Annotated in this window: 18 protein-coding genes; 7 read left to right on the forward strand and 11 right to left on the reverse strand. The window is 75.2% G+C overall.

Annotated elements, in window-relative coordinates:
• Positions 1-10 precede the first annotated feature (10 nt).
• Complete coding sequence (locus tag KVT14_RS23190) at positions 11-808, reverse strand: helix-turn-helix domain-containing protein (RefSeq protein ID WP_308161092.1); 798 nt, start codon at positions 806-808, stop codon at positions 11-13.
• Between the two features lie 61 nt (positions 809-869).
• Between KVT14_RS23190 and KVT14_RS14805 the strand changes: the two genes are divergently transcribed.
• Positions 870-1,391, forward strand: a complete 522-nt coding sequence (locus KVT14_RS14805) for a glyoxalase/bleomycin resistance/extradiol dioxygenase family protein (protein WP_217616370.1) — start codon at positions 870-872, stop codon at positions 1,389-1,391.
• 83 nt (positions 1,392-1,474) lie between these two features.
• Positions 1,475-3,112 (forward strand): succinic semialdehyde dehydrogenase, encoded by a 1,638-nt coding sequence (locus tag KVT14_RS14810; RefSeq protein ID WP_217616371.1) that lies wholly within the window; start codon positions 1,475-1,477, stop codon positions 3,110-3,112.
• A 129-nt stretch (positions 3,113-3,241) separates the two neighbouring features.
• Here the strand turns inward: KVT14_RS14810 and KVT14_RS14815 are convergent, their stop codons facing one another.
• The 4 genes from KVT14_RS14815 to KVT14_RS14830 form a co-directional block, all read right to left on the reverse strand.
• The gene (locus KVT14_RS14815) at positions 3,242-5,017 is read right to left on the reverse strand and encodes a tetratricopeptide repeat-containing diguanylate cyclase (RefSeq protein ID WP_217616372.1); all 1,776 of its coding nucleotides are present in this window, start codon (positions 5,015-5,017) and stop codon (positions 3,242-3,244) included.
• 219 nt (positions 5,018-5,236) lie between these two features.
• Positions 5,237-6,424 (reverse strand): acetate/propionate family kinase, encoded by a 1,188-nt coding sequence (locus KVT14_RS14820; RefSeq protein WP_217616373.1) that lies wholly within the window; start codon positions 6,422-6,424, stop codon positions 5,237-5,239.
• Positions 6,421-8,502, reverse strand: a complete 2,082-nt coding sequence (gene pta, locus KVT14_RS14825) for a phosphate acetyltransferase (RefSeq protein WP_217616374.1) — start codon at positions 8,500-8,502, stop codon at positions 6,421-6,423. Before pta ends, KVT14_RS14820 begins: the two co-directional genes overlap by 4 nt.
• Before the next feature lie 217 nt (positions 8,503-8,719).
• Entirely contained in the window at positions 8,720-11,209 is a 2,490-nt protein-coding gene (locus KVT14_RS14830) for a phosphoketolase (protein WP_217616375.1), read from the reverse strand.
• Positions 11,210-11,493: 284 nt separating this feature from the next.
• On the opposite strand from KVT14_RS14830, the gene KVT14_RS14835 reads away from it, so the two are divergent.
• Positions 11,494-12,444, forward strand: a complete 951-nt coding sequence (locus tag KVT14_RS14835) for an SURF1 family protein (RefSeq protein ID WP_308161093.1) — start codon at positions 11,494-11,496, stop codon at positions 12,442-12,444.
• A 421-nt stretch (positions 12,445-12,865) separates the two neighbouring features.
• Here KVT14_RS14835 and KVT14_RS14845 read toward each other — a convergent pair whose 3' ends face one another.
• On the reverse strand, positions 12,866-14,599 hold the full coding sequence (locus tag KVT14_RS14845) for an ABC transporter ATP-binding protein (RefSeq protein ID WP_217616376.1): 1,734 nt from the start codon (positions 14,597-14,599) through the stop codon (positions 12,866-12,868).
• Positions 14,580-16,505 (reverse strand): ABC transporter ATP-binding protein, encoded by a 1,926-nt coding sequence (locus KVT14_RS14850; protein ID WP_308161094.1) that lies wholly within the window; start codon positions 16,503-16,505, stop codon positions 14,580-14,582. Before KVT14_RS14850 ends, KVT14_RS14845 begins: the two co-directional genes overlap by 20 nt.
• Before the next feature lie 149 nt (positions 16,506-16,654).
• On the opposite strand from KVT14_RS14850, the gene KVT14_RS14855 reads away from it, so the two are divergent.
• Positions 16,655-17,062, forward strand: coding sequence for a DUF3817 domain-containing protein (locus KVT14_RS14855; RefSeq protein ID WP_217616377.1), 408 nt, complete (start codon positions 16,655-16,657; stop codon positions 17,060-17,062).
• A gap of 12 nt (positions 17,063-17,074) precedes the next feature.
• Here the strand turns inward: KVT14_RS14855 and KVT14_RS14860 are convergent, their stop codons facing one another.
• Positions 17,075-18,217 carry an acyltransferase gene (locus KVT14_RS14860; RefSeq protein WP_308161095.1) on the reverse strand — a complete coding sequence of 381 codons (1,143 nt, stop codon included), beginning with the start codon at positions 18,215-18,217 and terminating at the stop codon, positions 17,075-17,077.
• A 221-nt stretch (positions 18,218-18,438) separates the two neighbouring features.
• Here KVT14_RS14860 and KVT14_RS14865 point away from each other — a divergent pair, with 221 nt between their 5' ends.
• The 3 genes from KVT14_RS14865 (at position 18,439) to KVT14_RS14875 (ending at position 21,361) form a co-directional block, all read left to right on the forward strand.
• A complete protein-coding gene (locus KVT14_RS14865; protein ID WP_308161096.1) occupies positions 18,439-18,858 on the forward strand; it encodes a MerR family transcriptional regulator in 420 nt (139 codons plus the stop codon).
• 85 nt (positions 18,859-18,943) lie between these two features.
• Positions 18,944-20,545, forward strand: a complete 1,602-nt coding sequence (gene guaA / locus KVT14_RS14870) for a glutamine-hydrolyzing GMP synthase (RefSeq protein ID WP_217616378.1) — start codon at positions 18,944-18,946, stop codon at positions 20,543-20,545.
• 312 nt (positions 20,546-20,857) lie between these two features.
• Positions 20,858-21,361 (forward strand): aromatic ring-opening dioxygenase LigA, encoded by a 504-nt coding sequence (locus tag KVT14_RS14875; protein ID WP_254630992.1) that lies wholly within the window; start codon positions 20,858-20,860, stop codon positions 21,359-21,361.
• Positions 21,362-21,656: 295 nt separating this feature from the next.
• On the opposite strand, the gene KVT14_RS14880 is transcribed toward KVT14_RS14875, so the two are convergent.
• The 3 genes from KVT14_RS14880 to KVT14_RS14890 all read right to left on the reverse strand — a co-directional run.
• Positions 21,657-22,454 carry a hypothetical protein gene (locus tag KVT14_RS14880; RefSeq protein WP_217616379.1) on the reverse strand — a complete coding sequence of 266 codons (798 nt, stop codon included), beginning with the start codon at positions 22,452-22,454 and terminating at the stop codon, positions 21,657-21,659.
• Between the two features lie 368 nt (positions 22,455-22,822).
• Positions 22,823-23,695, reverse strand: a complete 873-nt coding sequence (locus tag KVT14_RS22495; RefSeq protein WP_254630993.1) for a hypothetical protein — start codon at positions 23,693-23,695, stop codon at positions 22,823-22,825.
• Positions 23,695-24,434 (reverse strand): LiaF domain-containing protein (locus KVT14_RS14890; RefSeq protein ID WP_217616380.1); only part of this gene is annotated, 740 nt, incomplete at its 5' end. The genes KVT14_RS22495 and KVT14_RS14890, both read right to left, overlap by 1 nt.

Genomic DNA, 24,434 nt, shown 5'->3' on the forward strand with positions numbered 1-24,434 from the left:
GGCGGCCGGTTCAGGCGGCCGCCGGGGCGTGCCGCCGCGTCCGGGCCGGGGTCTCGCCGACCACCGCCCGGTACCGGCGCGTGAAGTGCGCCTGGTCCGTGTACCCGAGGTCCGCCGCGAGGCCCGCGAGGTCCGTGCCGGGGTCGGCGAACAGCGTCGTCGCCGCGGCCTGCAGCCGCCGGCACTCGATCAGCCACTTTGGCGTCAGCCCGGTGTGCTGGCGGACGACCCTGCTGAGCGTGCGCGTCGTCGTCCCGAGCAGGTCGGCCAGGTCGGCGACCCGCAGCACGTCGGCGCGCTCCTCGGCGACCCGGCACGCCGTGTTCGCGAGGCGGCCGGCGTCGTCCACCCGGGCGGCGGCCGGGGCGAGCCAGGCGCGCAGCAGCGCGGCGACGGCGGCGTCGGCCGCGTCCGGGACGTGCGCCATCGCGGCGGCGACCGCCGGCAGGGGCGCGCCCGGCAGCGGCTCCCAGCGCCCGACCAGGCGGGCGGGCTCCGTCGTCGTCAGCGCGCGGGTCGCGGCCGGCCGGAGCAGCACGCCGACCACCCACGACCGGCCTGCGAGGTCCTGCGTGGTGAGCACCCGGGACGGGCCGTGCAGGGTCGCGCCCGCCGGCTGGAGCACCGCGTTCGCGGCGGGGTAGGTGAGCACCCGCTGCGTCCGCACCTCGCCGGGCGGGACGTCCCAGCGCGCCACCCAGACGTGCCGGACGAGGTCGTCGAGCGCGGCCTGGGGCTCGGTGAGGACGAACCGCGAGAACGCGACCTCGGGGTCGCCCGGGTTGAGGTGCCCCGCCGACTCGACCACGCGCCGCCCTCCTGTCCCGTTCGTACAAGACCCCGCGTCCCGGGCGGGCGAGGCTCGACGCATGACCGAGAGCACCGCACCCACGACCGCCACCGCCCCCGCGACCGGCGCGCACACCACCGACGGCGTGCCGCACGGGATCACGTCGCTGACCCCGCACCTCGTCGTGCACCCGGCCGCCGAGGCCATCGGATTCTACGAGCGGGTGCTCGGCGCCCGGGTCGTCGACGTGTTCCGGATGGGCGACCTGGTGGGCGAGGCGTCGCTCGACCTCGGGAACGGCCGCTTCACGCTGGGCGACCCGATGCCCGCCTACGGCATCACCACCCCCGACCCCGACGCCGCGACCTACTCGCTCGCCGTGCACGTCCGGGACGTCGACGCCACCGTCGAGCGCGCCGTCGCCGCCGGTGCGACGCTGCGCGAGCCCGTGACGACGTTCGTGTCCGGCGACCGGTACGGCTCGATCACCGACCCGTTCGGCGTGCGGTGGACCGTGATGGCCCGGGTCGAGGACCTGTCGCCCGAGGAGTCGGCGCGCCGCGTGGCGGCGTGGGCGGCGGAGCAGGCGGCGCAGGGCTGACGCGCCGTGGCGCCGCGACCCGGGGCGCCGTGACCGGGCGCCGGGTCCGGGACCTGCCCCGGCGCGGCGCGTAGCCTGGCCGCATGGTGCCCGAGCACGGCGTCCTCGACCCGGAGACCGACCCCCTGGCCACGTTCGTCCTGGAACCGGACGACCTGCGCGACCTGGCGGACCGGGTCGCGAGCTCGTCCGCGGCGGGCACGCGCACGCACCACGCGCCGTGGACCCGGGCGCCGCTCGCCACGCTCCCGCAGTCGACGCCGGACGACGTGGCCCGGGCGGCGCGCGCGGCCCGGGCCGCCCAGCGCCGGTGGGCCGCCGTCCCCGCCCGGGACCGCGCGCGGCTGCTGCTGCGCGTGCACGACCTGCTGCTCCAGCGGCAGAGCGACGTGCTCGACCTGGTCCAGCTCGAGAACGGCAAGGCGCGCGGGGCCGCGTACGAGGAGGTCGTCGACGTCGCGCTGCTCGCGCGGCACCTCGGCCGGACCGCGCCGCGGACGCTCGCGCCCGAGCGGCGCCCAGGGCTGGTGCCGGGGCTCACGTCGGTGCGCGTCGTGCACGACCCGGTCGGGGTCGTCGGGGTCGTCGCGCCGTGGAACTACCCGCTGAGCCTGACGCTCGGCGACGTGCTCCCGGCGCTCGCGGCCGGGGACGCGGTGCTGCTGCGGCCGGACCCGCAGACCCCGTTGACGGCGCTGTGGGCGGTGGAGCTGCTCGAGGACGCCGGGATGCCGCCGGGGCTGGTGCAGGTCGTGCTGGGCGACGGCCCGACGGTCGGGGCGGCGGTCGTGGACCACGTGGACCACGTCGTGTTCACCGGGTCGACGGAGACCGGCCGGGTCGTCGCCGCGCGGGCGGGGGAGCGGCTGGTGCCGAGCACGTTGGAGCTCGGCGGCAAGAACGCGATGTACGTCGCCGAGGACGTGGACGTCGAGGTCGCCGCCGAGGGTGCCGTGCGCGCCTGCTTCGGCGGCACGGGGCAGCTGTGCGTGTCCGTCGAGCGGCTGTACGTGCACCGGGACGTGTACGACGCGTTCGCCGCGGCGTTCGCGCGCCGGACCCGGGCGCTCCGCGTCGGGACCGGGCTCGACCACCGGTCGGACGTCGGGTCGCTCACCTCGGCCGAGCAGCTGGCCCGCGTCGTCGAGCACGTGGAGGACGCGCTGTCCGGAGGCGCCCGCGTGCTCGCCGGCGGCGTGCACCGCACGGACCTCGGGCCGTACGTGTACGAGCCGACGGTCCTGGAGGGCGTCGGCCCGCACGCCCGGGCGTTCCGCGAGGAGACGTTCGGGCCGGTCGTCGCGCTGTCGCCGGTGGCCTCGGACGACGAGGCGGTGGCCGCGGTGAACGACTCGGCCTACGCCCTCAACGCGTCCGTGTGGACCCGGTCGACCCGGCGGGGTGCGGCGCTCGCGGCCCGGCTGCGCGCCGGCAGCGTGAACGTCAACGACGGCTACCAGGCGGCCTGGGGCTCGGTGGCGGCGCCGCAGGGCGGCCGCGGGGCGTCGGGCTGGGGGCACCGGCACGGCCGCGAGGGGCTGCTGGCGCTGACCGCGACCCGCACCGTCGCCGTGCAACGGGGCGTGCACGGCGTGCGCGTCGCGGGCCGCACCCTGGTCCCGCCGCTCGGGCCGGGCCGGCTTCTGGCGGGCGACCCGGAGCGCTGGACCACGACGGTCACCGCCGCGCTCCGCGCAGCGAGGGCGGCCCGCCTGCGCTGACCCGTGCGCGCGCTGCGCTCTGCACCGCGCGCGACGCCCGGCGCCGAGTCTCCACTTTCGCACTGCGCGCGCGGCGACCACGACAGGCGCGGGACGGAGACTCGGCGAGATCCGGCGCGGGAGCGGGCGTCAGCTCGGCTGGCAGGCGGCGGCCGTGCCGGCCGACGGGGTCCGCGGCCCGCCGGCCGCGCGCGGGTCGCCGGCGGTGCGCGGGACGGGCACGGGGAGCGCCGCGGGCGAGGACGGCGTGCCGTCGAACACGACCCGGTTCCGCCCCTCGCGCTTCGCGCGGTAGAGCGCCGCGTCCGCCCGGGACACCAGGGTGTCGCGCGCCTCGCCGTCCGCGGCCATCGCGCCCCCGAAGCTCACCGTGACCCGCAGGCCGGGCGACAGCTCGTGCCACGGGTAGCCGGCGATCGTCGCGCGGATCCGCTCGCAGACGGCCAGCGCCTGCTCGTGCGGGGAGTCCAGCAGCACGAGCGTGAACTCCTCGCCGCCGATGCGCGCCGTGGCGTCGCCGACCCGGACGGCGCTGGTCATGATCTGCGCGACGCGGCGGAGCACCTCGTCGCCGACGGGGTGCGAGTGCTCGTCGTTGACGGCCTTGAACAGGTCGATGTCCGCCACCACGTAGGCCAGCTCGGCCTCCCGCCCGAGCCGCGCGGCGAGGACCGCGTCGAGGCCGCGGCGGTTCAGCAGGCCGGTGAGCGGGTCGTGCGCGGCGTCGTGCTGCAGGGTCTCGTTGAGCGCGGTGAGCTCGGCGGCGCGCTTGCGGGCCTGGTCGCGCGCCTGCCGGACCCGCTCGACGTCCAGCTGGGCGTTGACCACGATGCCGCGGCGCTCGGCGGCCTGGTCGCGCTGGGCCATGACCGCCTCGTGGTACCGGCGGTGGGTGTCGAGGGCCGCGCGCAGGTCGCCCGCGTCCTCGTGCACCTGGACGAGCTCGAGCAGCACGTCGGCGCGCTCCATCGGCCGCAGCGACTGCTCGGTCAGCAGCAGCCCCTCGGCCAGGGTGGCGACGGCGCCGGCGTGGTCGCCGCGCAGCCGGCGCAGCCGCCCGAGGGCCGCGTGGTACCGGATCGTCAGGTAGCGAGCTGCGACGCTGGGGAGCGCCGCCTCGACCGCCGTGAGCGCCGCTTCGGCGGCGTCCAGGTCGCCCCCGGCCATGTGGGCGCGCGCCAGCCGCACCTGGGCCTCGGCGGCCATGCGCGGGTTGCCGGAGTCGCCGCCGTCGGCGTCGGGGACGCCGCGCGCCGCCTCGAGCCCGCGCAGCGCGAGCTGCACCGCACGGGCGGCGAGCGCCCGCGCGCGCACGGGGTCGGTGGCGCGCAGGGCCTCGCTCTCGTCGGTGTCGAGCTTCGCCAGGCCCGACAGCGTGGCGCAGGTGCCGTCCGGGCGGTCCAGCTCGGGCCACAGCCGCGCGGCCTCGTCGAGCAGCTCGCGGGCCTTCTCCGGGAACCGGCCCATCGAGATGTAGGTGTCGGCGAGGTTGTTCAGCGCCGCGGCGAGGCCCTCGGTGTCGTGGAGCTCGCGCCGGATGGCGAGCGAGCGGTCCAGCAGCTCCAGGGCCGACAGGTTGTCGCCGAACCCGTTGTAGACCGCCGCGAGCCCCTGCAGCAGCCGGCCCTCCCACGCGCGCATCCCGTGGGTCGTGGCGAGCTCCAGCGCGTGCTCGATGGCCCGCAGCGCCAGCGGGTCCTCGCCGAGCAGGTGGTGGGCCCAGCCGCCGTTGTACTCGAGCTCGATCTCGACGGCCACGGCGCCCTCCGCGCGGGCCTCGTCGAGCAGCGCGGGCAGAGCCGCGACGCACAGCGCGGGGGCCGCGTCGCACAGCCGGTCGACGCGGTCCAGCTCCGAGCGCCAGTAGGACTCGCGGTCCTCGGCGGTGGCTCGGGCATGCGTCATGTTCGTCGTATCGGCGACGACCCCCGAGGGCTGGAGCGGTCGTCCGGGTGAAGTCCGCGGGGCGGACAGGTGACGTCCGGCCGGCGGGAAAGTGACGTGGCAGGGACCGAACGGGTGACGTGTCAGGGACGACGCGGCCCGCCCGCCCCGGGGACGCCGAGGGCCCGCCCCGGACGTGCCGGGACGGGCCCTGTGGTGCGGCGCGAGGCGCGCGCGGCGTCAGGCGATCGCCGCGACCGACTGCCGGGCGATCTCGAGCTCCTCGTTCGTCGGGATCACCAGCACGGTGACCTCGGCGCCGTCGGGGGAGATGACCTTCGGCTCCTTGATCCGGCCGGCGTTGCGCTCCGGGTCGACCTGGATGCCGAGGCGCTCCAGGCCCGCCAGGGCGTTGAGCCGGACGATGTCGTCGTTCTCGCCGATGCCGGCGGTGAACGTGATGACGTCGACGCGGCCGAGCTCGGCGTAGTACTTGCCGACGTAGCCCTTGATGCGGTGGTAGTAGACGTCGAGGGCGGTCTTCACCCGCTCGTCGCCCGCGGCCACGGCGTCGTGCACGTCGCGCATGTCGGTGTAGCCGGACAGGCCGAGCATGCCGGACTTCCGGTTGAGCAGCTCGTCCAGCTGGTCGATCGTGTAGCCGCCGACCCGGGCCAGGTGGAACAGCACGGCCGGGTCGATGTCGCCGGACCGGGTGCCCATGACCAGGCCCTCGAGCGGGGTCAGGCCCATCGAGGTGTCGATGCAGGCGCCGCCGCGGACGGCCGACGCCGAGGCGCCGTTGCCGAGGTGCAGGACGATCGTGTTGAGCTCCTCGAGCGGCTTGCCCAGGAACTCGGCGGTCGCGCGGGACACGTACAGGTGCGAGGTGCCGTGCGCGCCGTACCGGCGGATCTTGTACTGCTTCGCGACCTCCTGGTCGATCGCGTAGGTGTACGCGGCCGGCGGCATCGTGCGGTGGAACGCGGTGTCGAAGACGGCCACGTGCGGGATGTTCGGGAACGCGTGCCGCGCGGCCTGGATGCCCGCGACGTTCGCCGGGTTGTGCAGCGGCGCGAGCGGGGAGAGCTCGTCGATCTGCGCGAGGACGGCGTCGTCGATCACGGCCGGGCCGTCGAAGACGTCACCGCCCTGGACGACGCGGTGGCCGACGGCGGTGAGGTCCTCCTCGCGGAGCTGCGGGCCCTGCTCCTCGAACAGGCCGAGGACGAGGCGCATGCCGGTCTCGTGGTCCGGGACGGGCTGCTCGAGCACGGTCGCCCCGTTCGGGCCCTCGTGCTTGACCTTGCCGACCTCGAGGCCGATGCGCTCGACGATGCCGGAGGCGAGCGCGTCGCCGGAGGTGGCGTCGACCAGCTGGTACTTGATGGACGAGGAGCCGGAGTTGATGACGAGGACGTGGTTCACTTCGAGCCTTCCGGGGTCGCGCCCATGGCCTGGGCCTGGATCGCCGTGATGGCGACGGTGTTGACGATGTCCTGCACCAGGGCGCCCCGGGACAGGTCGTTGACGGGCTTGCGCAGGCCCTGGAGCACCGGGCCGACGGCCACGGCGCCGGCGGAGCGCTGCACGGCCTTGTAGGTGTTGTTGCCGGTGTTGAGGTCCGGGAACACGAAGACGGTGGCGCGGCCGGCGACGGCGGAGTCGGGCATCTTGGTCTGGGCGACCGAGGCGTCGACGGCGGCGTCGTACTGGATCGGGCCCTCGACGCTGAGGTCGGGGCGCCGCTCGCGCACGAGCTCGGTGGCGGTGCGGACCTTGTCCACGTCCGCGCCCGAGCCGGACGAGCCGGTGGAGTAGGACAGCATCGCGATGCGCGGCTCGATGCCGAACTGCGCGGCGGTCTCGGCGGAGGAGATCGCGATGTCCGCGAGCTGCTCGGCCGTCGGGTCGGGGTTCACGGCGCAGTCCCCGTAGACCAGGACCCGGTCCTCGAGGCACATGAGGAACACCGAGGACACCACGGAGGTGCCGGGGGTGGTCTTGATGATCTCGAAGGACGGCTTGATGGTGTGCGCGGTGGTGTGCGCGGCGCCGGAGACCATGCCGTCGGCGAGGCCGAGCTGCACCATCATCGTGCCGAAGTACGACACCGAGGACACGATCTCGCGCGCCCGCTCGACCGTCATGCCCTTGTGCTTGCGCAGCTCGGTGTACTCGGCGGCGAACCGCTCGAGCAGCTGGCCGGCCTTCGGGTCGATGACCTTCGCGGCGGACAGGTCCAGTCCGAGCTCGGTGGCGCGGGTCCGGATGGACGCCTCGTCGCCGAGGATCGTCAGGTCGGCGACCTCGCGCTGCAGCAGGGTGGACGCGGCGCGCAGGATGCGGTCGTCGCTGCCCTCGGGGAGCACGACGTGCTTGCGGTCGGACCGGGCCCGGTCGAGCAGCTCGTACTCGAACATGAGCGGCGTGACGACCTCGGGGGCCGGCACCTCGAGGGCGGCCAGGGCCTCCTCGGCGTCGGTGTGCTTCTCGAACAGCGCGAGGGCGGTGTCGACCTTGCGCTGCGAGTCGGCGGACAGCCGGCCGCGGGTGCCGGCGGCGGCGGACGCGGAGGCGAAGGTCCCGAGCTCGGTGCGGATGATCGGCAGCCGGCTGCCGAGGCCGTCGACCAGGCGGGACACCGTCGCCGGCGGCTCGAAGCCGCCGTTGAGGATGATGCCGGACAGCGACGGGAAGCCGTCGGCGGCGTGCGCCATGAGCAGGCCGAGCAGGATGTCGGACCGGTCGCCCGGGACGATCACGACGACGCCGTCGGACAGCCGCTCCAGCAGGTGCTCGATCGACATGGCGCCGACCAGGACGTCGGTGGCCTCGCGGGGCAGCAGCTGGGCGTCGCCGCCGATCAGGGTGCCGTCGACGGACTCCATGAGCTGGCGGACCGTGGGGGCGACGAGGAACGGCTCCTCGGGCAGCGCCCACGCGGTGGCGCGGGTGGACAGCTCGGCGCGGATCGCGTCGAGGTTCTCGGGGTCGCACCGGTTGGCGACGATCGCGACGACCTGCGCGTGCCCGGCCTCGAGCTCGGCGGCGGCGACCTCGGCGACCTGGCGGACCTCCTCGGGGGAGCGGCCCTGGCCCTTGACGCACAGCAGGACCGGCGCGCCGAGGTTCGCCGCGATCCGGGCGTTGAAGCCGAGCTCGGCCGGGCCGGCGATGTCGGTGTAGTCCGTGCCGACGACGACCACCACGTCGCAGTCGCGGGCGACCGCGTGGTACCGCTGCACGATGGTGGCGAGCGCCGCCTCGGGGTCGTGGTGCACGGCCTCGTAGCTGGTGCCGATGCAGTCCTCGTAGGACAGGTCGACGCCGTCGTGGGCGAGCAGCAGCTCCAGCACGTAGTCGCGGGTCTCGGTGGAGCGCGCGATGGGCCGGAACACGCCGACCTTCTGCACGGTGCGGGTCAGCAGGTCGACCAGGCCGAGGGCGACGGTCGACTTGCCGGTGTCCCCCTCGGGGGACGTGACGTAGATGCTGCGGGCCACGGGTGGGCTTCTTCCTCGTCGGCTTGGGCCGGGGTCGCCGGCCGTCAGGTGGTGGGATGAATTCTGCCGGACGCGCGCCGGTGAGTGGCGCCCCGGCGCGGGTGACGCGGGCCACCCGGGGTCCCTCCCGGCCGTCCGACGGCCGCCCCGTGTGACCTAGGTCCCAGACGACCGATGGCCCGCACCGGGGTGGTGCGGGCCATCGGCCACGTCGGGACTACTCGTTGTCGCCGCCCGTCGACAGGGTGGCGGTGGACTGCTGCGGGCCGCCCTCCTCGGTGCCGGTCTCGCCGGCGTCCGGCCACACCCAGTCGCGCACCTCGGGGAGGTCCTCCCCGTGCTTGCGGGTGTAGTCGTGCGCCCGGAGCCGCGCGTCGACCATGCGCTGCCGCAGGCCCGCGTACTTCGAGCCGAGCGACGGCACCTGGTCGATGACGTCGATCACCAGGTGGAACCGGTCGAGGTCGTTGAGCATGACCATGTCGAACGGCGTGGTGGTCGTGCCCTCCTCCTTGTACCCCCGCACGTGCAGGTTCTTGTGCCCCTTGCGGCGGTACGTCAGGCGGTGGATCAGCCACGGGTAGCCGTGGTACGCGAACACGATCGGCTTGTCCGTCGTGAACAGCGTGTTGAAGTCGCGGTCCGACAGGCCGTGCGGGTGCTCCCGCTCGTCCTGCAGCCGCATGAGGTCGACGACGTTGACCACGCGGACCTTGAGGTCGGGCAGCTCCTCGCGCAGGATGTGCGCCGCCGCCAGCACCTCCAGGGTCGGCACGTCGCCGGCGCAGCCGAGGACCACGTCCGGGTCCTCGCCCTCGACCTCGGTGCCCGCCCACTCCCAGATGCCGAGGCCGCGGGTGCAGTGCGCCACCGCCTCGTCCATCGACAGGAAGTTCGGCGCGGGCTGCTTGCCGGACACCACGACGTTGACGTACTGCCGGCTGCGCAGGCAGTGGTCGTAGGTCGACAGCAGGGTGTTCGCGTCCGGCGGCAGGTACACCCGGACGATCTCGGCCTTCTTGTTGACCACGTGGTCGATGAAGCCCGGGTCCTGGTGGCTGAACCCGTTGTGGTCCTGGCGCCACACGTGGCTGGACAGCAGGTAGTTCAGCGACGCGATCGGCCGGCGCCACGGGATGTGGTTGGTGACCTTCAGCCACTTCGCGTGCTGGTTGAACATCGAGTCGACGATGTGGATGAAGGCCTCGTAGCTGGTGATCAGGCCGTGGCGGCCCGTCAGCAGGTAGCCCTCGAGCCAGCCCTGGCACTGGTGCTCGGACAGCATCTCGACGACGCGGCCCATGCGCGCCAGGTGGTCGTCGACGTCGGTCGGCAGGTACTCGGCGTTCCACTGCTTGTTCGTCACGTCGAAGACGGCCTGCAGGCGGTTGGACGCCGTCTCGTCCGGGCCGAAGATCCGGAAGTTGTCCGGGTTCCGCCGGATGACCTCGGTGAGGTACTTGCCGAGCTCGCGCGTGGCCTCGGAGATCGAGCCGCCGGGCACCGGCACCTCGACCGCGAAGTCGCGGAAGTCGGGCAGCCGCAGGTCCTTGAGCAGCAGGCCGCCGTTGGCGTGCGGGTTGTCGCTCATGCGCAGGGTGCCGCCGGGGGACAGGGCGGTGATGTCCGCCTTGACCGAGCCGTCCGCCTCGAACAGCTCCTCCGGGCGGTACGACTGCAGCCAGCCCTCGAGGACCTGCAGGTGCTCGTCGGTGTCGCGGGCGCTGGCCAGCGGGACCTGGTGCGAGCGCCAGGAGTTCTCGACCTGCTTGTCGTCGATGACGGGCGGGCAGGTCCAGCCCTTGGGGGTCTTGAAGACGATCATCGGCCAGGCCGGGCGGGACTCGTCGCCCGCGGCGGCGCGCGCCTTGATCTCGGCGATCTCGTCCAGCACGACGTCGAGCAGCTCGGCGAACCGGGCGTGCACGGCCGCGTGGTCCTCGCCGTCGAAGCCGCCGACGAACAGGTGCGGCTTGTGGCCGTACCCGCGCATGAGGTCGAGGAGCTCCTCCTCGGGGATCCGCGCCAGGACGGTCGGGTTCGCGATCTTGTACCCGTTGAGGTGCAGGATCGGCAGCACGACGCCGTCCTTGGCCGGGTCGATGAACTTGTTCGAGTGCCAGGACGTCGCCAGCGGGCCGGTCTCGGCCTCGCCATCGCCGACGACGGCCGCGACCAGCAGGTCCGGGTTGTCGAACGCCGCGCCGTACGCGTGGGACAGCGCGTAGCCGAGCTCGCCGCCCTCGTGGATCGACCCGGGGGTCTCCGGGGCCACATGCGACGGGATGCCGCCCGGGAAGGAGAACTGGCGGAACAGGCGGCGCACGCCCTCCTCGTCCGGCGTGATGTCCGAGTAGACCTCGGAGTACGTGCCGTCCAGGTAGGCGCTGGCGACCAGTCCCGGGCCGCCGTGGCCGGGGCCGGTCAGGTAGAGCGTCGACTGCTGGCGCTCCGCGATCACGCGGTTCAGGTGCGCGTACAGGAAGTTCAGACCGGGCGTCGTGCCCCAGTGACCCAGGAGCCGCGGCTTCACGTGGTCCTTGGTCAGCGGCTCGCGCAGCAGCGGGTTGGCCAGCAGGTAGATCTGCCCGACCGACAGGTAGTTGGCCGTCCGCCACCAGGCGTCGATCCGTCGGAGCGTCTCATCCGACACCGGCTGGCCGGAACCGGCCCGCCAGGTCTCGGGCCTCGACGTCGTCGTAGTCATGCTCTCTCCCCGTTTCGCAGAACCACGGATGTGCCGTGGGCCCGGTCGAGCACCCCCCGCCGGGCCACACCAGCCTTGCGGCGCCTCGCGTCGCGAGCCGGGACGTCCGACCTAGGGGCGCCCCGTGGCCGCGCGAGGCGGCCGTCAACCATCCAACCTCATCCCCCTTCCGGGCGCACCAGGCCTGGGTCGCCAGGTGCCTGTGGGGCGCGTCACCTGCGACGACGTGCCTCCGAGGCGCTCGCGGGGAACGCTCGCCCAGCCGCGCCGGGTACCGTGACGGGGTGCCCCCGACCCCGCCCGCGGAGCCGCCGCCGACGCTGTGGCGGGTCGCCCGCACGCCCCGGATGATCGGGCTGCTCGTACTGTTCCTCGCCGTCGCCGCCGTCTGCGGGCGGCTCGGCGCCTGGCAGCTCGAGCGCGCGGAGGTGCGGGGCGCCGCCGCGCAGGCCGCGAAGCTCGCCGAGGTCGAGGCCCAGGAGCCCGTGCCGATCGCCGAGGTGCTGCTGCCGCAGACGACCTTCGAGGGCGCGCTGGTCGGGCGCCGCGTCGAGGTGATGGGCCGGTACGAGGCCGACGGGCAGCTGCTGGTGCGCGACCGCGCGCTGGACGGCCGCACGGGCTCGCTGGTGCTCACGCCCCTGCGGGTGGCGTCCGACGACCCGGCCGTCGACGGGGCCGTCCTGCCGGTGGTGCGCGGCTGGGTCGCGGGCGACGACCCCGCGGCGCCGGGGCTCGAGGTGCCCTCCGGGACCGTGACGGTGACGGGGTACCTGCAGGCGTCCGAGGACTCCGGCGCCGAGCACGGGACGCAGGCCGCGGGGACGACCGACTCGATCTCGTCCGCCGAGCTGCTCGGCGTGTGGGGCGGCCCGATCTGGACCGGCTACGCGGTGCTGACCAGCTCGCAGCCCGCGCAGGACGTGACGATCGAGCTGCTGCCGCCGCCGACGCGGTCGGGGACCGGGCTCAACATCCAGAACCTCGGGTACGCCGCGCAGTGGTTCGTGTTCGGCGGGTTCGCGGTGTTCCTGTGGGTGCGGCTGCTCAAGGACGAGGTGCTGCGGCTCTCGGGGGCGTTCGACCCGGAGGCGGAGCCGGAAGCCGGGTCGGACGCGTCGGACGCGTCGGACGCGTCGGACGCGTCGGGCGCGTCGGGCGCGGAGCCGGCGACCGGGCGGGACCCCGCGGCCGAGCAGGAGCCGGCGCCCGGGGACCGGGCGCCGAGCACCTGACCCGACCGCCGCGTCCCCGCGAGGTCATCACGCCCTGGTGAGGTCGTCACGACCTGGTGAGGTCGTCACTACCTGGTGAGGTCGTCACGACTTGGTGAGGTCGTCACTCGTGTGTGACGACCTCACCACGATGTGACGACCTCACCGCGATGCGTCCGACTCACCGCGGCGCGCCGCGATCAGCGCGGCGCTGGCGGCCGGCCCCGAGGGCGGTCCGGACCCGCGGTGGAGGTGGCGCGCGGCCGTCGTGGCGGGCTGCGGGTACGTGGTGCTGGCCGTGGCCTCGGCGGCGGTGGCAGCCGTGGCGCTGGTGGCAGCCGTGGCGCTGGTGGCAGCCGCGGGGCTGATCGCCGCGGCGGCGGGCCTGGCGCTGGTCAGGACCCTGGCGGCCCGCGCGCACCGCTCCCGCCGGCCGCCCGCCCTACTCCCGCTGCCAGGAGTGCCAGAGCGAGGCGTAGTCCCCGCCGGCGGCGACCAGCTCGTCGTGCGGCCCGATCTCGCTGATCCGGCCCGCGTCGACGACGGCGACCCGGTCCGCGTCGTGGGCGGTGTGCAACCGGTGCGCGATCGCGACGACCGTGCGGCCCTCGAGCACGGCGGAGAGCGACCGCTCCAGGTGCCGCGCGGCGCGGGGGTCGAGGAGCGAGGTCGCCTCGTCGAGCACGAGGGTGTGCGGGTCGAGCAGCACGAGCCGGGCGAGGGCGATCTGCTGCGCCTGCGCCGGGGTCAGCGCGGTGCCGCCGGAGCCGACCGGCGTGGCGAGGCCCTCGGGCAGCGCCCGCACCCAGTCCCACGCGTCGACCGCGCGCAGCGCCCGCTCGAGCGCCGCGTCGTCGGCCTCGGGGTCGGCGAGCCGCAGGTTGTCCGCGAGCGGGCCGACGAACACGTGGTGCTCCTGGGTGACCAGGGCGACGTGGCCGCGCAGCTCGTCGAGCGGCAGGTCGACCAGCGGCACCTCGCCCACGGTGACCGACCCGCCCGTGGGCGGGTGGATGCCCGCGAGCATCCGGCCCAGCGTCGACTTGCCCGCGCCCGAGGGGCCGACGACCGCGAGCCGCTCGCCCGGGCGCAGGCCCAGGTCGATGCCGTGCAGCACGTCGTGCCCCTCGCGGTAGGCGTACCGGACGCCGCGCGCGGTCACGTCCGAGCCCGCGGGCCGGGCGTCGCGCGCGGTGCGGTCGGGGGCCACGTCGGCGACACCGAGGATCCGGGCGAGCGACGTCGCGCCGACCTGGATCTCGTCCAGCCAGAAGATGAGCTCGCCGATGGGGTGGATGATCTGCGTCGCGTAGAGCGCGATGGTCGTGACCGCGCCGATCGTGGCGTGGCCCGTCGAGATGAGGTACGCGCCCCAGGCGAGCACCGCGACGACCGGCAGCACGAACGACGTGTCGACGCCGGGGAACAGCACCGAGCGCAGGTTGAGCGTGGCGCTCTCGGCCGCGAACGCCTCGCGCAGGTCGGCGTCCACCCGGGCGCGGCGGCGCGCGCCGAGGCCCAGGGCGTCGACGGTGCGCGCGCCCTCGACGGACTCCGTGATGGTGCCGTTGAGCGTGGCGTACGCGGCGGACTCGCGCAGGTAGGCCGGGGCCGCGCGGCGCAGGTACCAGCGCGTCACCGCCAGCAGCAGCGGGACGCCCGCAAGCAGGCCGATGGCGACCAGCGCGTTCGTGGCGAACGCGGCGAACAGCGTGAGCACGATCGTCGCGGCCGTGACCAGCAGGCGAGGCACGCCGAACCGGACCGTGTACTGGACGCGGTCGATGTCGGTGGTGGTGCGCGCGACGAGGTCGCCGGTGCCGGCGCGCTCGACCGTGGACAGCGGCAGCCGGGTGACCGTGGCGACGAACTCCTCGCGGAGCTCGGCGAACACCGACTCGCCGAGCACCATCGCGGCGCGCTGCGCGTACCGGATGAGCACCGTCTGAGCGAGCACCGCGACGATCAGCACGAGGACCGTCCGGTCGACGACCGACGTGGTGGTGCCGGAGACCACCGCGTCGACCAGCCGGCCGAGCAGCCACGGGCCGGCCAGGCCGGCGGTGGCGGCGAGCACGTGCAGCAGCACGACCACGCCGAGGCCGCGGCGGTGCCGGCGGAGCAGCGCGGCGGTGTGCCGGCGCAGCGCGGGGGCGTCAGCGACGGGCAGCTTCACGGCGGTCCTCCTCGTCGGTCGTCGCGGGGGTCGTGGTCGTGGGGATCGCGCCGTCCCCGGCCGGCGTCCCGGGGCGGGCGTCGTCGCCCTGCTCGTCCTCGGCGCGGGACACCACCGAGCGGTACGCCGCGCCGGTCGCGTCGCGCGCCGTGACGAGGTCGCGGTGCGTGCCGGTCGCGACGACCCGCCCGCCGGCGACCAGCGCCACCTCGTCGACGACGTCGAGCACCAGCGGGCTGGCGGTCACGACGACCGTCGTCGCACCGCGGCGGGCGTCGGCGAGCCGGCGGGCGATCCGCGCCTCGGTGTGGGCGTCGACGGCGCTGGTCGGCTCGATCAGCACGAGCACCTCCGCGCCGGTGAGCAGCGCGCGGGCGAGGGCGACGCGCTGCCGCTGGCCGCCCGAGAGCGAGCGGCCCTTCTCCTCGACCTCGCCGTCCAGGCCGCCGGGCACCGAGTCGAGCACGTCGCCCGCGTCGGCGACGCGCATGGCCTCGAGCAGGGCCTCGCGGTCGGCGCCGCCGCGCACGTCGAGCTCGTCGGCCAGCAGGCCGGTGAACAGGTGCGGGGTCGACTCGGCGACCACGACGCGGTCCCGGACCTCGGCGAGGCCGAGCTCGGTGAGCAGGGCGCGGCCCCAACGGACGCGGGACAGGCCGGGGTCGGGCGCGGCGTCGCGCGCGTCGACCAGCGTCCCGTCCTGGCCGGAGTCGTCGAGGTCCTCGTCGTCCGCCCCGCCGTGCCGCGCCGGACCCAGCCGGCCCAGCCGCAGCGCGAGCCGCGCGGTCTCGTCCGGGTCGGCGCTCACCAGCGCGGTGATCCGGCCCGGCCGCACGACCAGCCCGCTGCCCTCGTCGACCAGCGGCTCGCCGGTCGCGGGCGACGGGGCCGGGGTCGCGGGGTCGTCGGAGCCCGCGACGCGCACCGACAGCACGCGGATGATCTTGCGCGCGCCGACCACCGCGCGGGTGACCACGCGGATCGCCTCGCTCGCGGTCCACAGCGGCTGGGTGAGGAACGCCGCGAAGCCGTAGAACGCGACGAGCTGGCCCGGCGTGATGTCGCCGCTGATCGCGAGCCGCGCCCCGGCCCACACGACCACCGCGAGGAACAGCCCGGGCAGCAGCGTCTGCAGCGCGTCGAGCAGCGACTGGGTCTGCGACACCCGCACGCCGGCGGCGCGCACCTGCTGCGACTGGGCCCGGTACCGGCCGGAGAACACGTCCTCGCCGCCGATGCCGCGCAGGATCCGCAGGCCGGAGACGGTGTCCGCGCCGAGCGTGGTGAGCCGCCCGGTCGCCTCGCGCTGCTCCGCCTGCCGCCTCTGCAGCGGGCGGACAAGCAGCGACAGCACCGCGACGACGACCGGCAGCCCGAGCAGCACGAGGAGGCCGAGCGGCACCGACGTGCTCAGCAGCACGGCGCCGAGCACCAGGTAGGCCGCGATGCCGCCGACGAGGCGGGGGAGGATGGCGTACACCTCGCCCATCCGGAGCGCGTCGGAGGCGACCGTGGCGACGACCTCGCCGGTCGGCAGCTCGTCGGTCACGGCGTCGCCGGTCCGGGTCACGTGGTGGCCGACCTGCTGCGAGGACGCGAACGCGGCGCGCAGCCAGTTCTCGACGTCGAGCCGGTGGCCCCACACGTTCGTGCCGACCTGCACCATGCCGAGCGCGAACACCCCGAGGCAGCCGAGCCACAGCGCGGCGCCCAGGCCGTCGTCGAGCCCGTCGTCGACGACGCGCCCGAGCTGCCACGGGAGCAGGGCGGCGGCCACGTTGCCGACGACGGCGACCGCGGTCGCGCCCGCGAGCACGCCGAGCTGCCGGCGCCCCTGCCAGAGCATGAGGCGCCAGGGGCCGGTCAGCGGCGGTCGGCCGGGGTCGGGCTGGGGGAGGGGTCGCACGTCGGTCAACGCTACGGGTGACCCCCGACACAGCGGCAAGCGTTTTGACCGGTGGACGCCGCCGCGGGGCGCCGCCGTCGGCCACGACGCCCGCCGCGTGAGCGAGAATCGTCGGAGCGTCCCGCCCCCGCCCGAGGAGACCTGCTGCGATGACCGAGCCCACCGGCCAGCCCACGCCCGCCCCCGCCGCCGCCGCGGCGCGCCCGGCCCCCGTGCACCCGGCCGCGGCCGGCCGGCTGACGCGCTACCGCGTGATGGCGTTCGTCACCGGCACGATGCTGCTGGTGCTGTGCCTGGAGATGGTGCTCAAGTACGTGTTCCACGCGAACGGCGTCGACCCGGCGACCGGGTCGCCGCTGCCGGTGCTGGGCACCTGGATCGCGATCGTGCACGGCTGGATCTACGTGGTGTACCTGTTCACGGTCGTGCAGCTCTGGTCGGCGATGCGCTGGTCGCTGGGCCGGCTCGTGACGATGGCGCTCGCGGGCGTCGTGCCGGTCATGTCGTTCATCCTCGAGCGCCGGGTGCACGCCGACGCGCAGGCCCGCCTGGGCTGAGCCGCCGCCGGGTCAGGCCGCGGCGGCCGCCGACCGGCGCGCGCGCCACCGGGCCACGGGGCGCTCGACCAGCCACCAGCTCGCGGTCGCCGCCAGCAGGGTCAGCCCGACGCCGAGCGCGATCCCGCCGAGGTCGTCTGGGTGCCCGAGCCAGCGCACGATCGCGCCGTTCCACAGGTAGGCCGCGTACGACACCGTGCCGAGCGCGACCGCGGGCCGGAGCCAGCGCGACGGCAGCGTCCGCCAGCCGCCGACGTAGCTGATCAGCACGACGGTGGCGACGGCCACCGCGGGGACGCCCAGCAGGTACCAGGCGGTGTGCCCGGCCAGCCCGCTGAGCAGCGTGCCGCCGAGCAGCGCCACCACGATCCCGGCCTGCACCGCGCGACGGGCGCGGACCGTCTGCGGCAGCCGGGCGGCCAGCGCGGTGCGCCCCAGGTACCCCGCGCAGCCGATGAGCAGGGCGGCCCCCCACGACGTCGGCAGGGCGTACACCCGGGCCACGTCCGGCACGACGAGCAGGAGCGTCACCATGCAGGCGGCCAGCGCCGCGGCGACGGCGACGCCGGTGGTGGCGCGCAGCCACCCGCGGCGCCACGCCCAGGCCAGCACCAGGGGCCACACCAGGTAGAACTGCTCCTCCGCGGCGAGGGTCCAGAAGTGGTAGACCGACTCGCTGCCGTGCGGCAGGCCCGGGATGTTGATCGTGTACGTCAGCGCGGCGATCAGCGTCTCCGGCACCAGGTGCGCCTGGCCGAGCAGGTCGAACGCGCCCTCGACGACGACGTAGCCCGCGAGCATCAGCAGCAGCGGCGGGTAGAGCCGGAGCAGGCGGTGGCCGTAGAACCGGCCGAACCGGATCCGCCCGCCGCGGTCGAGGTCGCGCATCAGGACGCCGGTGATGAGCCAGCCCGACAGGGCGAAGAACACCGTGACGCCGAGGACGCCGGCGGCGCCGAACACGTCGGGCGCGGCGTGGTTCAGCAGCACCAGGCCGACCGCCAGGCCGCGGAGCGCGTCGAGGCCGGGCAGCCGAGCGGGCCGGGCGGGGGCACCAGGGGCGGGGGAGGCGGGCACCGGCGACGCCAGGCCCGTGCCGGGCAGGCCGGTGCCGGCGGTGGTCGTCGGCGCGGTCGCCGGTGCGTCATCCCTCACGTAACGGAAGGTATGTCCGCTTTGCGAGGTTTGAGAAGGGCGCTGCGCCGTGCGGGTGACGACCGGCACCGGATCTTCACACGGGGACCCGACGCTCACGTGACAGGAGGGTGGGGGGCGCGCGTCCAGGTCGCGGCGCCCGGCGGCCCCGGGACGTCGGTCCGGCCGGCGCCGACCCCGCGTGGCTATGCTGACGCCGCCCGGTGCGGAAGGAGGTGGCCGTGAGCCTGCACCACATGCAGATCGGCGAGGTCGCCGAGCGCACCGGCCTGTCGCTGCGGACCATCCGGTACTACGGGGAGGTCGGCCTGGTCCGGCCCTCGGCCCGCACGCACGGCGGATTCCGCCTGTACACCGAGCCCGACATCGCACGGCTGGAGCTGATCAAGCGCATGAAGCCGCTCGACTTCTCCCTCGACGAGATGGGTGACCTGCTCGGGGTGCTCGACCGGATCAACGAGCCGGGCATCGCCGCCGAGGAGCACGAGGCGCTGCTCGAGCGCCTGCGCATGTACCGGCTGGCCGCGGAGGAGCGGTCCCGGGCGTTGCGCGAGCAGCTCGCCGTCGCCGAGGACTTCCACGAGAGCCTCCGCAAGGAGATCAGCCGGCAGCGCCGGATCGGCGAGCGCTCCGGCTCCTGACGCCGCGTCGCGCGGGGTCGGCCGGGCGCCGCCGGGGTCGCCCGGCGCGTCCCGGGCTGTCGGCGGGGCGCACTACCCTGGTGGGGTGACCGACGCTCCCGACACGCCCGCGCCGCCGCCCACCGACTCGCCCCGTCCCGTCCTCGTCGTCGACTTCGGCGCGCAGTACGCGCAGCTGATCGCGCGCCGCGTCCGCGAGGCGAGCGTCTACTCCGAGATCGTGCCGCACACGGCCTCGGTGCAGGACATGCTGGCCAAGGACCCGTCGGCGATCATCCTGTCCGGCGGCCCGTCCTCGGTGTACGCCGAGGGCGCCCCGTTCGTCGACCCGGCGCTGTTCGAGGCCGGCGTCCCCGTGCTCGGCATCTGCTACGGCTTCCAGGCGATGGCCAAGGCCCTCGGCGGCGAGGTCGCGCAGACCGGCAACCGCGAGTACGGCGGCACCCCGGTCGAGGTGGTCGCGCCCGGCACCGTCCTCGCCGACAGCCCCGAGCAGCAGACCGTGTGGATGAGCCACGGCGACGCCGTGCACGCCGCGCCCGAGGGCTTCGAGGTCCTCGCGACGTCGGCCGGCTCCCCGGTCGCCGCGTTCGAGGACCGCGCCCGCCGCCTGTTCGGCGTGCAGTGGCACCCCGAGGTCAAGCACTCGCCGCTCGGCCAGCGCACGCTCGAGCACTTCCTCTACGAGGGCGCCGGCCTGGCGCCCGACTGGAACCCGGGCAACGTGATCGCCGACCAGGTCGAGCGGATCCGCGCCCAGGTCGGCAGCGCCCGCGTCATCTGCGGCCTGTCCGGCGGAGTCGACTCCTCCGTCGCGGCCGCGCTCGTGCAGAAGGCCGTCGGCGACCAGCTCACCTGCGTGTTCGTCGACCACGGCCTGCTGCGCACCGGCGAGGCCGAGCAGGTCGAGCAGGACTTCGTCGCGTCCACCGGCGTCAACCTCAAGGTCGTCGACGCGCGCGAGCGGTTCCTGCAGGCGCTCGCGGGCCACACCGACCCCGAGACCAAGCGCAAGATCATCGGCCGCGAGTTCATCCGCGTGTTCGAGGACGCCGCGCGCGAGGTCGTCGAGGAGGCGGGCGCCCACGGCGACGAGGTCAAGTTCCTCGTCCAGGGCACCCTGTACCCGGACGTCGTCGAGTCCGGCGGCGGCGAGGGTGCGGCCAACATCAAGAGCCACCACAACGTCGGCGGCCTGCCGGACGACCTGCAGTTCGAGCTGGTCGAGCCGCTGCGCGCCCTGTTCAAGGACGAGGTCCGCGCCGTCGGGCTGGAGCTCGGCGTGCCGGAGGCCATCGTCTGGCGCCAGCCGTTCCCGGGCCCCGGCCTGGGCATCCGGATCATCGGCGAGGTCACCCAGGAGCGGCTCGACGTGCTCCGTGCCGCGGACGTCATCGCCCGCGAGGAGCTCACCCGCGCCGGCCTGGACCGCGACATCTGGCAGTGCCCCGTCGTGCTGCTCGCCGACGTGCGCTCGGTGGGCGTGCAGGGTGACGGCCGCACCTACGGCCACCCCGTCGTGCTGCGGCCGGTGTCCTCCGAGGACGCCATGACCGCCGACTGGACCCGCCTGCCGTACGACGTGCTGGCGACGATCTCCACCCGCATCACCAACGAGGTCCCCGAGGTCAACCGCGTGGTGCTCGACGTCACGAGCAAGCCGCCGGGCACCATCGAGTGGGAGTGAGCTGACGTGCCACGGCCCGGTACCTCGGCAGGGGTGCCGGGCCGTGGTGCGTCTGCCGATCACTCGGCGCGGATGGGCCCTCGACCAGGACGTATGTCCTAGGCTGACGAGGTGTCAGAGGGGGGACCTAAGGCCCGACCTGCGGAAATCCGGCGTTTGTGCGCCGCTTCACAAGCCCAGATGATGGCTGTCTCGTGACCTTGGTCCCACGGCGCGGCTGACGGGGGAGACAGGCTCTTCCACGTGGGGCTCACAGGTTCCACCGGGTCGACCGACGGTCGTCCCGCACCGGGGGTAGCGGAAGGAAAGACCATGGCAACCGTGGCAGCGACGGGCGGCTCGAAGGCTGCTCGCGTCATCGGCATCATCACGGCGATCGCCGGCATCGTCCTCATCATCGCCGGCGGCGTCACCTGGGGCTCCGTCTCCAGCCACCTCGCCGACGAGAACATCACCGTCTCGGAGGACGCGGCCGCGTTCGGCGGCCAGGCCGTCACCAGCCCGTGGACGGCGTTCGCGCAGGCCGACATCATCCAGCACCACGCCCTCGAGGCCACCGGCGGCAAGACCTACGCCGAGCTCGACCAGGACGACCCGCTGCGCGACGTCGCGATGAACGCGTCCTTCCTGCGGGCCTCGCTGTTCACCTCGGTCGTGGCCTTCGGCGTCGCCGCCCTGGTCATGGGCCTCGGCGTGATGTTCATCCTCATCGGCTGGGCGCTGTTCGCCCTCGCCGGCCGCAAGGCCGTGGCGACCACGGACACCACCCGCCCCACCGGCACCGTGCCGGGCGTGGAGGAGGACGTGCGGGCCTGACACCCGCGCACCGCACGGCCGAGGGCCGGGACCCCGAGGGGTCCCGGCCCTCGGCCGTCCACGGGGCCGCGCCCGCCGCGCGCCCGGCGCGCGCCGCGCGGCACCTGCCGCCGAGCGAGTAGTCGACGCGTCGAGCGAGTAGTCGCTGACTACCCGCTCGACGTGTCGGGTGCCCGCTCGGCGCGTGACGCAAGCGCGCGGCGTGACCGTGCGGTGGGGCCGGTATGGCGGCGGCCGGGCTGAGGTGGCGCCGGCGGGTCGGCGCCGCCGAGCGCGGTGCCGCGCCGGCCGTGCGTCAGGGGGCGGGGCGGACCCCGGCGGTCGCGAGCACGCGCGCCAGGCGGCCAGGGTCGAGGGCGTCGCGCCACGTCCAACGGACGACCCGCAGGCCCGTGGCGCGGATCCGGTCCTCCCGGCGTCTCTCCGCCCACACCCTGTCCTCGACGGCGGCGCTGTCACCGACCCCGTCCACGCGGTACTTCAGCCGGCCGTCGAACTCGCCGACGACTCCGAGCACCTCCCAGAGGAAGTCGACGCGACCGACGAGCCCGCTGCTGTCGCGCATCTCGCGCTGCAGCGCAGCCCGCGGCAGGTCGAGCTCGATCATCCGTGCACGACTCAGCGACTCCCCGGGCGACTCGGCACCGGCGTCCGCGTCGGCCAGCACCCGGCGGGCCGCGCGGACCCCGCGCCCGCTCCCCGCGGCGGCGAGCTCCCGGGCAAGGTCGTCCGGGTCGACCCGGTGCCGGTGCAGAGCGTCGTCGGCCAGTGCGAGCCCGCGCGCGAAGGACCCTGTCCGGGACAGGTCGACGACGGTGCGGGCGAGCGTCGTGACGGTCACGCCGTCGACGGCGCGCACATCCGGGAGGGTGGTCACTCGGTGTCGCCGCACGCCGCGGGTCGAAGGAGTGCCCCGCGCGTCCAGGATCAGGACCTGCACGTCCGACGGCCATCCCTCGAGCAGCGGGAGCCGCCAGATCGCGGCGGCCGACTCGTACCCGAACACGGGTGCTGCGAGGCTCCGGGCCGCGGCGCGGACGAGGAGGCGGTGACGCTCGGCCCGGTCGGCGGACTCCCAGGTCGTGTTGGGCACGTATGCGCCGTACCGGACGCGCACGAACGCACCTGCTCGCACGGCGCGGCGGAGGTCCGCCCCTGCCAGTCCGCTCGCGCGCACGTCGTCGGCGGTGACGGGGGCGAGGGCAGCTGCGCTCGGTTCTGCGAGTGCCCTGGCGCTGCCCATACCTCCACCCTGCCGGACGGCACCTGCGGCGCGGCGGTCGTCCACAGGCCGATCTCGCGCCCCCGGTCTCGGAGGCTCAGCGCGCCCCGGAACCACCCGACGCCGAGCGAGCAGTCGACGCGTCGAGCGAGTACTCGCGGAGTACTCGCTCGACGCGTCGACCGCTCGGTGGGCGGTGCACCGGCGTCGCGGGCGGTGCGTCGGACGCGACGCCGGGGTCAGCGGGCGGCGCGCTGCTCGCGGCGCTTGCGGCGGCCCGCGGTCAGGAGCGAGCCGACCAGGAGGGCGACGCCCGCCGCGGCCAGCAGCACGATGAGCGCGAGCTGCAGGTCGATGCTGACGCCCGCCGCGACGGCGAGCACCAGGATGCCGACCGCCGCGACGATCAGGCCCCACACCACAGTGCCCGCCCGCGGGCCGCGGTCCTCCGGCTCCGGCACGGGTGCCGGGGCGGGGGACGGCGTCGCCGGGGTGCCGTACGCGGGGGCGCCGTACCCCGCGCCGCCGCCCGCGGGTGCGCCGTACGCCGGCGTGCCCGGGGCCGGGGACCCGTACGGGGACGGGCCGGTCGACGGGGCTGCGGCCGGCGCTGCCGCCCAGGACGACTCCCGCACCGGTGCCGCGGGCGCCAGCGGTGCGCCGGTCGCGGTCGGCTCGTCGTCGGCCGAGGGGGTCCCTGCGACGGTGTCGAGGCGGGCGGTGTCGCCCACGGCGTCGATCCGCTGCGTCGTGTCGTGGGTCGCGGCGCCCGCCGTGTCGTCGGTTCGCCGGCCGGCGTCGTGCGTCTCGTTGACCGCCGTGTCGCCGGCCGCGTCAATCCGCTGGGTGGCGTCGTGCGTCTCGATGACCGCGGTGTCGTCCGCCGCGTCGGTCCGCCTGCCGGCGTCGTGCGTCTCGATCACCGCCGTGTCGCCGACGGCGTCGATCTGCTGCGTGGCGTCGTCCACGTCCTCGGCGGCCGCAGCCGCGTCGACCCGGTCGATCTGCTCGGTGGCGTCCTCCGGGCTCTCGGCGTCGGTGCGCTCGATGCGCTCGGTGACGGGCTCGTCCGCGCCGTCGGGGCGGGGGGCCGCGGGGCCGGTGCTGGTCATCAGTCCTCCTCGATGGTGATGCTGCCGACGCCGACCTCGACCGTGAGCTCGATCTCGGCGTCCTCGCGGCCCGACATGGCCTCGCTGGTGAAGGTGCGGTCGTGGCCGACGCCGTCGCTCCGCTCGTTCTTGCCGTCGACCTTCCAGGTGACGTTGCCCGCGCCGGAGCTGACGTCCGCGACGACCGCGGCGCCCTCGGGGACGATGACCGTCACGTCGCCGAGACCGCCGCTGATCGGCACGGTCAGGGTGTCGTCGGTGAGCGGGACCCCGGTGAGGTCGACGGTGGCGTCGCCGACGCCGAACGAGTAGCCGCGCTCGGCCACGGCCCGGGAGGTCACGGCGGTGTCGATGCTCTGCACCGGCCCGCTGCCGTTGTCCCAGCGGTCCCAGTCGCCCCAGCGGGCGTCGTCCGCGACCGCCGCGGGGCCGGCGACGACGATGCCGACGATCGCCAGCGCGGTCAGGCCGCCCGCGGTGCGACCGCGGAGCCCGGAGACGATGATCGCCAGGCCGACGAGGGCCAGGCCGCCGCCGACGACCACGGCCGCGACGGGTCCGTCGTAGACGCCGGCCCGGTCGGCCGCGAGCAGCGCGGCCAGGCCGATGAGGATGAGCGCGACGACCACGCCGGTGACGGCGGCGCCGGGGCCACGGCGCGGGGGTCGCGGCGGGCGCGGGGGCGTGGGCGGCGCCGGGGGCGGCGGCGTCCAGCCGCGGCTCGGGGGAGCGGGCGGGT

Source organism: Cellulomonas sp. GbtcB1, assembly GCF_019091725.1.
Classification (GTDB): domain Bacteria; phylum Actinomycetota; class Actinomycetes; order Actinomycetales; family Cellulomonadaceae; genus Cellulomonas.